The following is a 13,024-nucleotide window of genomic DNA, read 5'->3' as shown; positions in this document are numbered from 1 at the left end:
TAACGCTTGCATCGCGGCCCGGCTCTGCGAAAACAGGCGCATGGACAAGATACTGTTTTCCTTCGGGCATGGCTATTCCTCGCAGGCACTGGCCCGCCTGCTCATCCCGCAGGGGTGGACTATCTACGGTACGACCCGCAGCGCCGAAAAGGCAGAGGCGATTCGGGCTACGGGCGTGATCCCGGTGCGCTTCCCGGGCGACGGCGTGCCGGAGGCACTCAACCGCGCCACCCACCTGCTCACCTCCGCAGCCCCCAGCGAGGCCGGCGACCCGGTGCTGGCGGACCTGGGGCCGGAGATCGCGGCGCTGGCGCCGCGGCTGGACTGGGCCGGCTATCTCTCCACGACCGGCGTCTATGGCCACCACGGCGGCGACTGGGTGGACGAGACCGCACCGCTCGACCCTGCCACCCGGCGCGGGCAACTCCGCGTTCTGGCAGAGGCAGAATGGCAGGCGATCCCCGGCCTGCCCCTGCACATCTTTCGTCTCGCCGGCATCTACGGCCCCGGCCGTGGCCCCTTCGCCAAGGTCAAGGCGGGCACCGCGCGGCGCATCGTGAAACCCGGACAGGTCTTCAGCCGCACCCATGTCGAGGACATTGCCCAGGTGCTCGCCGCCTCGATCGCACGTCCCAATCCGGGCGCCATCTACAACGTCTGCGATGACGAACCCGCCGCCCCGCAGGACGTCATCGCCCATGCCGCCGAACTGCTGGGCCTGCCGCTCCCGCCCGAGGTGCCCTATGAAGACGCCGACATGACCCCGATGGCCCGCAGCTTCTACGCCGAGAGCAAGCGCGTCCGGAACCAACGCATCAAGGAGGAGTTGGGAGTCAAACTTCTCTATCCCGATTACCGGTCGGGGCTCGCTGCCCTGCTCCGGGAGGAAGGTCACTGATGCAAGCTCCCGTGGCCGCGGGTCGTCCCGGCCGCCTTTCCGACATCCTCGACGTGCTGGACTCTGCCGCGTCGCAGTCGCGCGTGTCGATCGGCGACCTGGTCGAGGCGCTGGGTCAGCGGAGCTTCACGCCGGTGGTCCTCGCGGTGGCCGTGCTTATGGTGTCGCCCCTGTCGGGCATCCCGACCCTGCCGACGATCTCCGCCATTCTCATCTGCCTCGTCAGCGCCCAGGCCCTGATCGGTCGCGATCACCTCTGGCTCCCGGGGTTCGTGATGCGGCGCTCCTTCCCGGGCGCTCGCCTGCACAAGGCGATCGGCTGGCTCGAGCGTCCAGGTGGATGGGTCGACCGCCACGCCCAGCGCCGTCTGACCCTGCTCGCCAACGGTCCGGCGCGCAAGATCGGCTATCTCGCGTGCTTCCTGATTCCTCTCAGCTGGCCATTGCTGGAAATCCTGCCGCTGGTGACCTCGATCGGCGCGAGCCTTGTCGCCCTGATCGCCTTCGGCCTGCTTGCCCGGGACGGCATGTTCCTGCTGGCCGGCTACATCCTGACGGTTGCCGTAGCGGCCGCGGCGACTTGGATGCTGCTCGCCTGATCATCGTAGGTGCAAAGCGGCCGGGAAAAGGGTCTACGCCCGTTTCCCGCCGATCCGCGCCACGTCCAGCACCCCGAGCACCTTCGCCTCGATCTGCTCGGCGTTCATCCCGGCCACGGCGTACATGTCCGCCGGACTGGCCTGGTCGATGAAGACATCGGGCAGCACCATCGAACGGAATTTCAGTCCGCCATCGAAGACGCCCCGCTCTGCCAGAAGCTGCGCGACCTGAGAACCAAAGCCTCCCACCGCGCCCTCCTCGATGGTGATCAGCGCCTCATGATCACGCGCCAGGCGCAGGATCAGCTCTTCATCCAGTGGCTTGGCAAAGCGCGCATCGGCCACGGTTGGCGCGATGCCTTTGGCCGCCAGCGCCTCTGCGGCCTTTTCGACTTCGGCAAGCCGCGTCCCGAACGACAGGATCGCCACACGCCCGCCATCGCGCAGGATTCGTCCCTTGCCGATCTCCAGCGGCACGCCCGTCTCGGGCAGCTCCACCCCGGTCCCATCGCCGCGCGGATAGCGGAAGGCAATCGGCCCCTCGTCATAAGACGCAGCGGTGGCGACCATATGCACCAGCTCCGACTCATCCGCCGCCGCCATGACAACGAAGCCCGGCAGGTTGGCCAGGAAGGCGATGTCGAAAGCCCCCGCATGGGTCGCTCCATCGGCGCCGACCAGCCCGGCGCGGTCGATGGCAAAGCGCACCGCCAACCGCTGGATCGCCACGTCATGCACCACCTGATCGTATCCGCGTTGCAAAAACGTCGAATACAGCGCGCAGAACGGCCGCATCCCGCCAGCCGCCAGACCCGCGCTGAAGGTCACGCCATGCTGCTCGGCGATGCCCACGTCGAAACACCGGCTCGGAAACCGCTCCGCGAACAGGTTCAGCCCGGTGCCGTCCGGCATTGCCGCCGTCACCGCGCATATTCGGCTGTCCTCGGCCGCCAGCTTCACCAGCGTCTCACCGAAGACCTTTGTATAGGACGGCGCATTCGATTTCGCCTTGGCCTGTTCGCCCGTCATCACGTCGAACTTCGCCGTCGCATGGCCTTTGTCGCGCGCCCGCTCGGCCGGGGCATAGCCCTTGCCCTTCTGCGTCAGCACATGGATCAGGATCGGCCCCGTGGCCCGGTCGCGCACGGTGCGCAGGACGGGCAGCAACTGGCCCATGTCATGCCCGTCGATCGGACCGACATAGGAAAAGCCCAGCGACTCGAACAGGGTGCCGCCGACCGCCAGACCCTTGAGCATGTCCTTGGCCCGCTTTGCCCGCTCGCGGAACGGCTCGGGCAAGAGCGAAACCGCCCCTTTTGCCGCCGCCTTCAGCTCCTGAAACGGCGCCTCGGCATAAAGCCGCGAGAGATACGATGACAGCGCCCCGACCGGCGGCGCGATGCTCATCTCGTTGTCGTTCAGGATGACGATCAGCCGCTTTTTCAGATGGCCCGCGTTGTTCATCGCCTCAAAGGCCATGCCCGCGCTCATCGCGCCGTCGCCGATCACTGCGATGGTGTCGCCGATGCCTTCGGGGGTGATCCCGCCCAGATCGCGCGCCACCGCCAGCCCCAGCGCCGCGCTGATCGAGGTCGAGCTATGAGCCGCCCCGAAGGGGTCATAGGGGCTTTCGCTGCGCTTGGTAAAACCGCTCAACCCGCCCTTCGTGCGCAGCGTGCGGATGCGGTCGCGCCGCTCGGTCAGGATCTTGTGCGGATAACACTGGTGGCCGACGTCCCAGATGATCTTGTCGCGCGGCGTGTCGAAAACCGCGTGCAGCGCCACCGTGAGTTCCACCACACCAAGGCCCGCCCCCAGATGCCCGCCGGTGACGGAAACGGCCGAAATCGTCTCGGCCCGCAGCTCGCCCGCCAGCTGGGTCAGCTCGCGTTCGCTCAGTCGCTTCATGTCGGCCGGCCGCCGGATTCGGTCCAGAAGCGGGGTGGCGGGGCGGTCGGTCACAGGCTCGCGTCCTCGGTCAGTGTTCGCGGGAAATAACGAACCGGGCGGCCTGCCGCAAGCAATCGGCGGCCTCCCCGTAGATATCCAGCGCCGCGCTCGCCTCGTCCACCAGGTCGCGGGCGCGACGCTTTGCCCCGTCCAGCCCCAGCAGGGACACGAAGGTCGCCTTTCCGGCGACGGCATCCTTGCGCACCGCCTTGCCGACGCGGGCGGCATCGCCTTCCACGTCCAGAACGTCGTCCCAGATCTGAAAGGCCAGCCCCAGGCACTCCCCGTAGACGCGCAGCTTGTGGGGGTTCTCTCCGGCCATGACCGCGCCAGCGGTGCAAGACCAGGAAATCAACGCGCCGGTCTTCTTGGCCTGAAGCTGGATGATCTCGTCCAGCGTGAGCGGGGTGCTGGCGCTTTCCGCGGCCATGTCCATCGCCTGACCGCCGACCATTCCGTGCACACCCGCCGCCCCGCCCAATGTGGCCAGCAGACTGAGGCGCCGCTCTGCCGGGCAGACCGCCTGCGTCACCAGCTCAAAGGCCAGCGCCTGCAGGGCGTCGCCTGCCAGCACGGCGACTGCCTCGTTCCATTTCCTGTGCACCGTCGGCTTGCCGCGCCGCAGGTCGTCGTCATCCATGCAGGGCAGGTCGTCGTGGATCAGGCTGTAGGTGTGCAGGGCCTCGATCGCGGCGGCGGCCGGCGCCGCATCCGAACGGTCGATCCCGAACAGCCGGGCGCTTTCTATGACGAAGAAGGCGCGCAACCCCTTGCCGCCCTCGACAGCATAGCGCATCGCCTCGCCGACATCGTCCTGCGCGCCAGAGGTTGCGGCCAGTATCCGTCCCTGCGCCAGCTGGCCCGCCCGTTCCAGCGCGGCCGGGAAGGGCAGCGCATCCAGGTCGGGGATCCGGCGACCCTCGAGTTGGTCCACGGTTCAGAGCCCTTCGACGGGCTTCAACCCCGTGGGCGCGCCATCCGCCCCCAGCGTGATGGCCGCGACCTTTTCCTCGGCCCGCTTCAGCTCTTCCTCGCACCGCTTCTTCAGCGCCGCGCCGCGTTCATACAGCGCGATGGACGCATCCAGCGCCACGTCGCCCTTCTCCAGCGCGTCGACCACCGTTTCCAGCTCTTTCATCGCCTCTTCGAAGGTCATCTCATTGACGGGTTTCTGGCTCATTTGCCGGCCTCGATCAGTTCTTCCACATGCGCCTTCGCCCCGGCGGCGAGCGCGCCCAGATCATAGCCGCCTTCCAGGGTCGAGACCACACGCCCGCCGCAGACCTCTTCCGCGATGGCGCAAAGTCGCCGGGTCAGCCAGGCGAAATCCTCGGTCTGCCATTCCAGCTGGGCCAAAGGATCCTCTGCATGGGCGTCGAACCCGGCCGAAATGATGATCAGCTCGGGCTTGAACGCGCGCAGTCGCGGGAAGACCTGCCGCTCGTATTCGGCGCGCATCGTGGCCCCGTCACTGCCCGGCGGCAGCGGGACGTTCAGGATGGTGTCGTGCACGCCGGTCTCGCTCGGCTTGCCGGTGCCCGGCCACAACGGCATCTGCTGGCTGGTGATCACCAGCGCGCGCGCCTCGTCCCAAAGAAGGTCCTGCGTGCCATTGCCGTGATGCACGTCGAAATCGACAATCGCGACCCGTTTCAGCCCGTGGAAGTCGAGCGCATGTTTCGCCGCCAGTGCCACATTGCCGAACAGGCAGAAGCCCATCGGCGTCTCGGTCTCGGCATGGTGTCCCGGCGGCCGGATCGCGGCGAAGGCGTTCTTCACCTCCCCGCCCAGCACCATGTCCACCGCCCGGATCGCCGCCCCCGCCGCGCGGAACGCCGCGGTCATCGTGCCCGGCGACATGAAGGTGTCGTCGTCCAGCTGCACCCAGCCTTCCGCCGGACTCTTGCGCTTGAGATCGGCAAGATAGCCCGCCGGATGCAGGCGCAGGATGTCGTCCTCTGCCGCCAGAGGCGCGGTCACGCGCTTCAGGTCCAGCGGCTCCAGCGCATGCAGGACATGCTCCAGCCGCGCCACCCGCTCCGGGTGCCCTTCGGGCGTGACATGCGCGAGACAGTCGGCATGGGTGATCAGGGCTGTGGTCATCGGGCTCCCCCTCTGGCTTCTTCTCTTTCCAAATACTCAGGACCGCCCGCGCCGCAAGGGCAACGCCGGGTCAGTCCGGCGCCAGCATGTAGCCCGCACCGCGCACGGTCTGCAAATAGCGCGGCTGTTTCGGGTTGCTCTCGATCTTGCGCCGCAGCCGGGTGATCTGCACGTCCACCGCCCGCTCCTGCGCCTGGCCCCGGTCGCGGCCGAGGTCCTCCACCAGCTTGGTCCGGCTCACCGCCTCGCCCGGGCGGGCCGCAAAAATGCGCATCAGCTGGCTTTCCGTCGCGGTCAGCCGCACCAGCTCTTCGCCCTGCCACATCTCGCCCCGCTCGATGTCATAGCGCACCGGCCCCAGATGCAGGATCTTCGGCGCCGTCGAGGGCGCCGGCGCTTCAGGCATCCGCCGCAAAATCGCATTGATCCGCAGCAACAGCTCCTTCGGCTCAAAGGGCTTGGCCAGATAGTCGTCCGCCCCAGCCTCCAGCCCCGCGATCCGGTTTTCGGTCTCGCCACGTGCCGTCAGCAGCAGGATCGGCGTGTCCTTGTCGGTGCGCAGCGCCCGGGTCAGGCTGATCCCGTCCTCTCCCGGCATCATCACGTCCAGAACGATCAGATCGAAATCCAGCCCCGACAGGATCCGCCGCGCATGGGCCGCGTCGCGCGCCGCCGTCACCAGAAACCCATGCCGGATCAGGAACTTCTTCAAAAGCTCCCGAATTCGTTCGTCGTCATCGACAATCAGCAGATGGGCGTCGAAATCGGTCATCATGCATTGTCCCGCAGCCGGGCGTAGGCGCGGCGCATCTCTGGGTCCATCATTGCCTCCAGCACCTGCCGGAACCCGGCCACCGCCTCCGGTCCCGCCTCACGAAAGGCCGCCCGCATCCGCGCCCGCTGCGCGTCGGAAAGTTTGGTCTCCAGCGCCCGCCCCTGCTCCGTCAGGTAAAGGTGGCGCTCGCGCTTGTCCGCCGTGCCCACCCGGCTTTCCACCAGCCCGTCCTCGATCAGCGACCGCAGCACCCGGTTCAGGCTCTGCTTGGTCACTCCGAGGATGGCCAGCAGGTTGTTCACCGTCGTGCCCGGTGCGCGGTTGATGAAGTGCACAGCGCGGTGATGCGCTCTCCCATAGGCAAGGTCATCCAGGATGCGGTCGGGATCGGCGGTAAACCCGCGATAGGCAAAGAACATCGCCTCTATCCCCTGACGCAACTGTTCGTCTGTGAGGAAGAGCAGGCTCTCTCCGCCAAACCCCTGCGATGCGCGCGTCTCCAACAGCCTCTCCTCGGAGTCAATTTTGCAAAGCATAAGTCAGCCTTGTTGACATTCCAAGGGCCAAGCGGTAGTGACCGCTCAATTTGGCGCAATAATATGTCCGATCCGGATATGACGGCGCAACAAATGCAAAGACATTCGCCTGTGTGGAGAAGCGACATGACGACCTATGATGACCGCGACGGCAAGATCTGGATGGACGGCAAGCTGATCGACTGGCGCGATGCGAATGTACACATCCTGACCCATGCGATGCACTATGCCAGCTCGGTCTTCGAGGGCGAGCGCTGCTACAACGGCAAGATCTTCAAGGGTGTCGAGCACTCCAAGCGCCTCAAGGCCTCGGCCCAGATGCTCGATTTCGAAATCCCCTACTCGGTGGAGGAAATCGAGAAGGCGAAATACGACATGCTCGCCGCCAACGGCTGGACCGACGCCTACGTGCGTGCGGTCGCCTGGCGTGGCGCCGGCGAAGACATGGGCGTCTCGGCCCGCCGCAACCCCGTCCGCCTCGCCATCACCGGCTGGGAATGGGGCAACTATTACGGCGATGCCAAGTTCAAGGGCGCAAAGCTCGACATTTCCAAATGGAAGCGCCCCTCCCCCGAAACGATTCCCGTCCACGCCAAGGCGGCCGGTCTCTACATGATCTGCACCATGTCCAAACACGCCGCCGAGGCCAAGGGCTGTTCGGACGCGCTGTTCATGGACTACCGCGGCTACGTGGCCGAGGCGACGGGCGCCAACATCTTCTTCGTCAAGAACGGCGAGGTTCACACGCCCAAGGCCGACTGCTTCCTGAACGGCCTGACCCGCCAGACCGTGATCGGGATGCTGGAAGACAAGCAGATCAAGGTCCACGAGCGGCACATCATGCCGGAAGAGCTGGAAAGCTTCGAGCAGTGCTGGCTGACCGGCACCGCCGCCGAGGTGACGCCGGTCGGCCAGATCGGCGACTACACCTTCGAGGTCGGGGCCCTGACGCGCGACATCGCGGAAAGCTACGAAAAGCTCGTGCGCGCGTAACGCGCCCTCTGCTGGCACTGGGCGGGGCTTGCCCCGCCGTCCCCTTTCGGAACACGGCCATGCTCTCCTACCAGCACGCCTATCATGCCGGGAACATGGCCGACGTGCACAAGCACGCTTTGCTGGCCTCCGCGCTCGCCTATATGGGCCAGAAGCCCAAGCCGATGGTCTATATCGAGACGCATTCGGGCCGGGGTCTCTATGACCTGACCTCGCCGGAGGCGCTCAAGACCGGTGAGGCCGCCGCAGGAATCACCCGTGCAGAGCCGCATTTTCCGCACGATCATCCCTATCTGAAAGCTCTTGCGGCGGCCCGCGCCAAGGGCGGACCATCGGCTTATCCGGGCTCTCCCTTCCTCGCGCAGGCCCTGCTGCGGCCAGGCGACCGGATGGTCCTGGCCGAGCGTCACCCCGCCGAGGCCCGTGCCCTGCGCGCGGACTTCCCGGGCATCGACGTACGCGAGACGGATGGCGTCCAGATGGCGCTGTCGCTCTGTCCGCCGACGCCGCGCCGGGGGCTGCTGTTGATCGACCCGAGTTACGAGATCAAGGACGACTTCACCGCGATGCCCAAGCTGATGCAGACCCTGCATCGCAAATGGCCGGTGGGTGTGCTGATGCTCTGGTATCCGATCCTCGCCTCGGGGGCGGAACAGGCTGTGCTAAAAGAAATCCAGGGTCTGCAAGGCGAAATCCTGCACCATCGGCTGACCTTCCCACCCGCCCGCGAAGGTCACGGCATGATCGGCAGCGGCATGGTGGTGATCAACCCGCCCTGGGGTCTGGCAGAGGCGGCAGCCGATCTGGACCGGCTGCCGCGCTAGGTATCAGGCGACCGAGGTCGTCACGTCCACGTTGCCCTTGATCGCGTTCGAATAGGGGCAGATTTCGTGGCCGGCGTCGGCGATCTTCTGCGCCTCGGCCTTGTCGAGACCCGGCATCTTCACTTCCAGATCGACCTTGATGCCAAAGCCCTTGTCCGCCCGCGGGCCAATCCCGACCTTTGCGGTCACCGTGGTGTCGGCCGGTACCTTTGCCAGCGACTTGTCCTGCGTCGTCGCGAATTTCATCGCGCCGAGATAGCAGGCCGCGTAACCCGCTGCGAACAGCTGCTCCGGATTGTTGCCGTCGCCCTTGCCGCCCATTTCCGTCGGCACGCCCAGCTTCACATCCAGCGACCCGTCCTCGGTTTTCGAACGGCCGTCGCGGCCTCCGGTTGCGGTGGCAGCAGCGGTGTAGACGGGGGAAATGGCCATATGAGTCTCCTTTTGGATCGTGTGCGATTTAATCGTGTGAGATTCATATAGCCCGAGGTCTCCCGACTTTCAATCCCTTGCGATTCAATCGCGCGCGCCCTAAATTTGTTCCATGACCAGACCCCTGAATATTTCCGACATGCTCTGCTTCTCGCTTTATTCGGCGAGTCACGCGATGACACATCTCTACCGCCCGCTGCTGGCGCCGCTGGGGCTGACCTATCCGCAATATCTGGTGCTGGTCGCGCTCTGGGCAGAAGACGGGCAGAACGTCCGACAGATCGGGACCGCGCTGGGCCTCGAATCCAACACGCTCACGCCCCTGCTCAAACGTATGGAAGACTCGGGGTTGATCTCCCGCACCCGCTCGCGCGACGACGAAAGGATGGTGACCGTCTCGCTCACCGAAAAGGCCCGCGCGCTTCAGCCCGAGTCCGATCGCATCACCCGATGCATCCTCGACGCAACGGGCCTGTCGATCCCCGAGCTGATCGACCTTCGCCAGAAGATCACCACGCTGAAACAGGCTCTGACTTCCCACGCAGAGCCTGCTGCGGACTGACACCCGTCACCAAAACTTCGCGCAACCGTTACCCGGACGATCCGCAGCTTTCACAATTCTGCGGTTGATGGCCCCTGTTCACTCCCGCCCGCGTTCGGGCCAGCATCAGGGAATCCTTGCATGACCAGACTCCTCCGACCCACCCGCCGCGCCGTCCTCGCCGGCGGCACAGCCTTCGCGGCCAGCCTCGCCATGCCTGCCATCAGCCGCGCCTCCTCGCGCCCGGTCTTTACCCATGGCCTGCAATCGGGCGACATCGACACCACCTCCGGCATGATCTGGACACGCACCGACCGCCCCGCCCGGGTGATGATGGAAGTCTCGACCACCGAGAGCTTTGCCGATGCCCGCAAGCTCGCGCCACTGAACGCGCTGCCCGACAGCGATTTCGCGATCAAGCGCCTGGTCGAAGGCCTGCCATCGGATCAGGACATCTTCTACCGCTTCACCGCCGCCGACCTGTCGGACGTCAACGCCCTGTCCGAGCCGCTGGTCGGCCAGTTCCGCACCGCCGCCATGTCACGCCGCGACATCCGCTTTGCCTGGTCGGGTGACACCGCCGGCCAGGGCTGGGGCATCGACGATCAGGGGATGCGCACCTATGCCACAATGGCACAGCACCGCCCCGACTTCTTCCTGCATTCCGGCGACACCATCTATGCCGACGGCGCGATGCAGGACACTGTCGAAAAGGACGGCCAGACGATCTGGAAGAACACCGTGCTGATCGACGAAAAGCGCAAGGTGGCCGAGACGCTGGACGAATATCGCGGCCAGTGGAAATACAACATGATGGACGAGCATGTGCGCGCGCTCAACGCGGTCTGCCCGACCTTCTTCCAGTGGGATGACCACGAGGTCGTCAACAACTGGTCATCCTCCAAGGACCTCAGCGCCGACGAGCGCTATACCGAGAAGAACATCGCCCTGCTGGCCGCGCGTGCCGGCCGCGCCTTCCACGAGATGACGCCGATCCGCTATACCCCGGCCGAGCCGGGCCGCGTCTATCGCAAGATCGCCTACGGCCCGATGCTCGACATCTTCTTCCTCGACATGCGCAGCTATCGCGGCGCCAATACCGACACGCCGCAATCCGAACTCTCGGACGAGGCCCGCATCCTGGGCGCCGAACAGGTGGCCTGGCTGAAGCGCGAGCTGGCACAATCGCAGGCAACCTGGAAGGTGATCGCCGCGGACATGCCGCTGGGTCTGGTGGTTCCCGATGGCGACAAGATCGAGGCCGTGGCCGACCGCGGCACCGGCGCCCCGGGCGGGCGCGAGATCGAGATTGCCGAACTTCTGCGCTTCATCAAGTCCGCGCGGATCCTGAACACCGTCTGGCTCACCGCCGACGTGCACTATACCGCCGCCCACTACTACGACCCTAACAAGGCGCAATTCCAGGATTTCGAACCGTTCTGGGAATTCGTCTCGGGCCCGCTGCACGCTGGCACCTTCGGCCCGAACGATCTCGACCCGACCTTCGGGCCCGAGCTGAAATTCATCAAGGCGCCCGAGGCCGGACAGGCCAACCTGCCGCCCTCCGCCGGGCTTCAGTTCTTCGGTCTGGTCGATATCGACGGCGCGACCCAGCAGATGAAGGTGCGCCTGATGGACGTCGGCAACACCGAACTCTGGTCGGTCACGCTCGATCCGGAAACCGCGTCGATCTGATCACGGACGGGGCCCCGCCAAGGGGCCCCGCCCACTCAGAAGTCGATCCCGCGCTGCGCCTTGATGCCGGCCTTGATCGGATGTTTGACCTCGGTCATCTCGGTTACCAGATCGGCATAGTCACAGATCTCCGGCTTGGCATCGCGTCCGGTCAGAATGACGGCCGTGCGCGGGTGACGGGCCTCCAGCCCGGCCAGAACCTCGGGCACCGACAGATACTCATAGCGCATCGCGATGTTGATCTCGTCCAGAACGACCAGATCGAATTCTCCGCTCTCCATCATCTGACGCGCCTTGGCAAAGGCCGCCTGCGCCGCGGCAATGTCGCGCTCGCGGTCCTGCGTGTCCCAGGTAAAGCCCTCGCCCATCGAATGCCAGGCGACGCCCAGATCCTCGAAGAACCGCCGCTCGCCTGTCACCCATTTGCCCTTGATGAATTGCACCACACCGACCGACTGCTTCCAGCCCAGCGCCCGCGCCAGCACGCCGAAGGCGGACGAGGTCTTGCCTTTGCCCTTGCCGGTATGCACCAGAACCAGCCCGCGCTCGGGGTCGCGCAGTTCGGCCTTGCGGGCGGCCTTGTCGGCCTGCACCGCCTGCATCTTCGCCTTGTGCTCGTCGTTCATGTCGCAATCCCCTTGTTAGAGCCTTATGCCTTCGGGTCGCTGACCGACCGCGCCTTGGTCCGCTCGATGCCCAGATAGCGCTCGCGCAGGATCACCGCCACATTGCCGGCGATCACCAGCGCCGCGCCCATAAGCGTGATCGCCTGCGGCAGTTCCGAGAACCAGACATACCCCAGGATGATCGCGAAGATCATCGAGGTATAGTCGTAGGGTGCCAGCATCGACGCCTGCCCATAACGATAGGCAGAGGTCATCAGCGCCTGCCCCACGCCCCCGATCAACCCGGCGCCGACCAGCAGCGCCAGCGTTTCGCCCGAGGGTACGACCCATCCGAACGGCAGGGTGAACAGCGACAGCACCGCGGCGGATGTCATGAAATAGAACACCACCGCCGCAGTATGCTCGGTCTGCACCAACTGGCGGATGTGGATCTGCACCATCGCGCTCGCCATGGTCGAGCCAAGAACCAGCACCGCGCCCAGAGCGGCGCCCTGCTCCAGTGAGGCGGCACCGCCCAGCCGGGGCCACAGCATGATCACCACGCCGACCAGACCGACCGCAACCGCCGACAGCCGGATCAGCCGGAACCGCTCGCCCAGGATCACCGCGGCCAGGATCATCGTGAAGATCGGTGTGGCATAGCCGATGGCCGTCACCTCGGGCAGCGGCAGCAGCGACAGACCGGCGAATGACAGCAGCATTCCCACCGTGCCCAGCAGACCGCGCAGGAAATGGCCCCGGATGTTCCGCGTGACCAGACCGCGCCGCAACTCGCCACGCAGCACCAGCCAGCCGAGTATCACCGGGATCGCGAAGAAGGCGCGAAAAAACACTGCCTCGCCCGACGGAACCTCGGCTGTGGCGGCCTTGATCATCGCGGACATCACGGAAAAGATCGCCATCGCGCTCAGCTTGAACGCAATAGCGAGTCCGGGCCGGTGGGAAGAAAGCGTCTCGGGCATCGCGCGGACCCTGCGTCGGCATTTCGGAAAGATCAACGGCCCGACTTGATTTTATGCCCCTGCGCCGGGCAGATAGGGCGCAAGCCCCCG

At 65.8% G+C, this 13,024-nt stretch carries 15 protein-coding genes; 6 read left to right on the top strand and 9 right to left on the bottom strand.

The genetic code is table 11. The annotated features are described in order from the left end of the window. Positions 1–40: 40 nt before the first annotated feature. Positions 41–898, top strand: a complete 858-nt coding sequence (locus tag ACFO5X_RS12370) for an SDR family oxidoreductase (RefSeq protein WP_380717769.1) — start codon at positions 41–43, stop codon at positions 896–898. Next, on the top strand, positions 898–1,497 hold the full coding sequence (locus ACFO5X_RS12365; RefSeq protein ID WP_380717767.1) for an exopolysaccharide biosynthesis protein: 600 nt from the start codon (positions 898–900) through the stop codon (positions 1,495–1,497). The genes ACFO5X_RS12370 and ACFO5X_RS12365 overlap by 1 nt, the downstream gene beginning before the upstream one ends. 33 nt (positions 1,498–1,530) lie before the next feature. On the opposite strand, the gene dxs is transcribed toward ACFO5X_RS12365, so the two are convergent. The 6 genes from dxs to ACFO5X_RS12335 all read right to left on the bottom strand — a co-directional run bounded on the left by dxs (position 1,531) and on the right by ACFO5X_RS12335 (position 6,861). Continuing rightward, positions 1,531–3,459 (bottom strand): 1-deoxy-D-xylulose-5-phosphate synthase, encoded by a 1,929-nt coding sequence (gene dxs, locus ACFO5X_RS12360; RefSeq protein WP_380717766.1) that lies wholly within the window; start codon positions 3,457–3,459, stop codon positions 1,531–1,533. Between the two features lie 16 nt (positions 3,460–3,475). Then, the gene (locus tag ACFO5X_RS12355) at positions 3,476–4,381 is read right to left on the bottom strand and encodes a polyprenyl synthetase family protein (protein WP_380717765.1); all 906 of its coding nucleotides are present in this window, start codon (positions 4,379–4,381) and stop codon (positions 3,476–3,478) included. A gap of 3 nt (positions 4,382–4,384) precedes the next feature. Beyond that, on the bottom strand, positions 4,385–4,627 hold the full coding sequence (locus ACFO5X_RS12350; RefSeq protein WP_380717764.1) for an exodeoxyribonuclease VII small subunit: 243 nt from the start codon (positions 4,625–4,627) through the stop codon (positions 4,385–4,387). Further along, entirely contained in the window at positions 4,624–5,550 is a 927-nt protein-coding gene (locus ACFO5X_RS12345; protein WP_380717762.1) for a histone deacetylase family protein, read from the bottom strand. Before ACFO5X_RS12345 ends, ACFO5X_RS12350 begins: the two co-directional genes overlap by 4 nt. 70 nt (positions 5,551–5,620) lie before the next feature. Beyond that, positions 5,621–6,322 carry a response regulator gene (locus ACFO5X_RS12340; protein WP_380717761.1) on the bottom strand — a complete coding sequence of 234 codons (702 nt, stop codon included), beginning with the start codon at positions 6,320–6,322 and terminating at the stop codon, positions 5,621–5,623. Further along, entirely contained in the window at positions 6,322–6,861 is a 540-nt protein-coding gene (locus ACFO5X_RS12335; protein WP_380717760.1) for a MarR family winged helix-turn-helix transcriptional regulator, read from the bottom strand. Before ACFO5X_RS12335 ends, ACFO5X_RS12340 begins: the two co-directional genes overlap by 1 nt. A gap of 126 nt (positions 6,862–6,987) precedes the next feature. Between ACFO5X_RS12335 and ACFO5X_RS12330 the strand changes: the two genes are divergently transcribed. Both ACFO5X_RS12330 and ACFO5X_RS12325 read left to right on the top strand, forming a co-directional pair. Then, the gene (locus ACFO5X_RS12330; RefSeq protein ID WP_380717759.1) at positions 6,988–7,854 is read left to right on the top strand and encodes a branched-chain amino acid aminotransferase; all 867 of its coding nucleotides are present in this window, start codon (positions 6,988–6,990) and stop codon (positions 7,852–7,854) included. A gap of 59 nt (positions 7,855–7,913) precedes the next feature. Further along, positions 7,914–8,678 (top strand): 23S rRNA (adenine(2030)-N(6))-methyltransferase RlmJ, encoded by a 765-nt coding sequence (locus ACFO5X_RS12325; RefSeq protein WP_380717758.1) that lies wholly within the window; start codon positions 7,914–7,916, stop codon positions 8,676–8,678. A gap of 3 nt (positions 8,679–8,681) precedes the next feature. On the opposite strand, the gene ACFO5X_RS12320 is transcribed toward ACFO5X_RS12325, so the two are convergent. Further along, positions 8,682–9,110: an organic hydroperoxide resistance protein gene (locus ACFO5X_RS12320; RefSeq protein WP_380717757.1), complete on the bottom strand. Its 429-nt coding sequence runs from the start codon at positions 9,108–9,110 to the stop codon at positions 8,682–8,684. A gap of 112 nt (positions 9,111–9,222) precedes the next feature. Between ACFO5X_RS12320 and ACFO5X_RS12315 the strand changes: the two genes are divergently transcribed. Both ACFO5X_RS12315 and ACFO5X_RS12310 read left to right on the top strand, forming a co-directional pair. Beyond that, positions 9,223–9,672 (top strand): MarR family winged helix-turn-helix transcriptional regulator, encoded by a 450-nt coding sequence (locus ACFO5X_RS12315; protein ID WP_380717756.1) that lies wholly within the window; start codon positions 9,223–9,225, stop codon positions 9,670–9,672. A gap of 120 nt (positions 9,673–9,792) precedes the next feature. Further along, on the top strand, positions 9,793–11,346 hold the full coding sequence (locus ACFO5X_RS12310) for an alkaline phosphatase D family protein (protein ID WP_380717755.1): 1,554 nt from the start codon (positions 9,793–9,795) through the stop codon (positions 11,344–11,346). Positions 11,347–11,381: 35 nt separating this feature from the next. Here ACFO5X_RS12310 and cobO read toward each other — a convergent pair whose 3' ends face one another. Next, positions 11,382–11,972 carry a cob(I)yrinic acid a,c-diamide adenosyltransferase gene (gene cobO / locus ACFO5X_RS12305; RefSeq protein WP_380717754.1) on the bottom strand — a complete coding sequence of 197 codons (591 nt, stop codon included), beginning with the start codon at positions 11,970–11,972 and terminating at the stop codon, positions 11,382–11,384. Positions 11,973–11,995: 23 nt separating this feature from the next. Next, positions 11,996–12,934, bottom strand: coding sequence for a DMT family transporter (locus ACFO5X_RS12300; RefSeq protein ID WP_380717752.1), 939 nt, complete (start codon positions 12,932–12,934; stop codon positions 11,996–11,998). Between the last annotated feature and the right edge of the window lie 90 nt (positions 12,935–13,024).

It is taken from the genome of Seohaeicola nanhaiensis, assembly GCF_042654245.1.
Lineage (GTDB): Bacteria > Pseudomonadota > Alphaproteobacteria > Rhodobacterales > Rhodobacteraceae > Seohaeicola_A > Seohaeicola_A nanhaiensis.
Note: the sequence above shows the minus strand (reverse complement) of the source record. Positions and strands in the feature narration are given on the sequence as shown.

Excerpts from the sequence above, each read along its gene's own strand:
- ACFO5X_RS12335 (WP_380717760.1), bottom strand. The coding sequence starts at position 6,861 with ATGCTTTGCAAAATTGACTCCGAGGAGAGGCTGTTGGAGACGCGCGCA.
- ACFO5X_RS12340 (WP_380717761.1), bottom strand. The coding sequence starts at position 6,322 with ATGACCGATTTCGACGCCCATCTGCTGATTGTCGATGACGACGAACGA.
- ACFO5X_RS12310 (WP_380717755.1), top strand. The coding sequence starts at position 9,793 with ATGACCAGACTCCTCCGACCCACCCGCCGCGCCGTCCTCGCCGGCGGC.
- ACFO5X_RS12370 (WP_380717769.1), top strand. The coding sequence starts at position 41 with ATGGACAAGATACTGTTTTCCTTCGGGCATGGCTATTCCTCGCAGGCA.
- ACFO5X_RS12315 (WP_380717756.1), top strand. The coding sequence starts at position 9,223 with ATGACCAGACCCCTGAATATTTCCGACATGCTCTGCTTCTCGCTTTAT.
- ACFO5X_RS12350 (WP_380717764.1), bottom strand. The coding sequence starts at position 4,627 with ATGAGCCAGAAACCCGTCAATGAGATGACCTTCGAAGAGGCGATGAAA.
- ACFO5X_RS12320 (WP_380717757.1), bottom strand. The coding sequence starts at position 9,110 with ATGGCCATTTCCCCCGTCTACACCGCTGCTGCCACCGCAACCGGAGGC.
- ACFO5X_RS12365 (WP_380717767.1), top strand. The coding sequence starts at position 898 with ATGCAAGCTCCCGTGGCCGCGGGTCGTCCCGGCCGCCTTTCCGACATC.
- ACFO5X_RS12330 (WP_380717759.1), top strand. The coding sequence starts at position 6,988 with ATGACGACCTATGATGACCGCGACGGCAAGATCTGGATGGACGGCAAG.
- ACFO5X_RS12300 (WP_380717752.1), bottom strand. The coding sequence starts at position 12,934 with ATGCCCGAGACGCTTTCTTCCCACCGGCCCGGACTCGCTATTGCGTTC.
- ACFO5X_RS12325 (WP_380717758.1), top strand. The coding sequence starts at position 7,914 with ATGCTCTCCTACCAGCACGCCTATCATGCCGGGAACATGGCCGACGTG.
- cobO (WP_380717754.1), bottom strand. The coding sequence starts at position 11,972 with ATGAACGACGAGCACAAGGCGAAGATGCAGGCGGTGCAGGCCGACAAG.
- ACFO5X_RS12345 (WP_380717762.1), bottom strand. The coding sequence starts at position 5,550 with ATGACCACAGCCCTGATCACCCATGCCGACTGTCTCGCGCATGTCACG.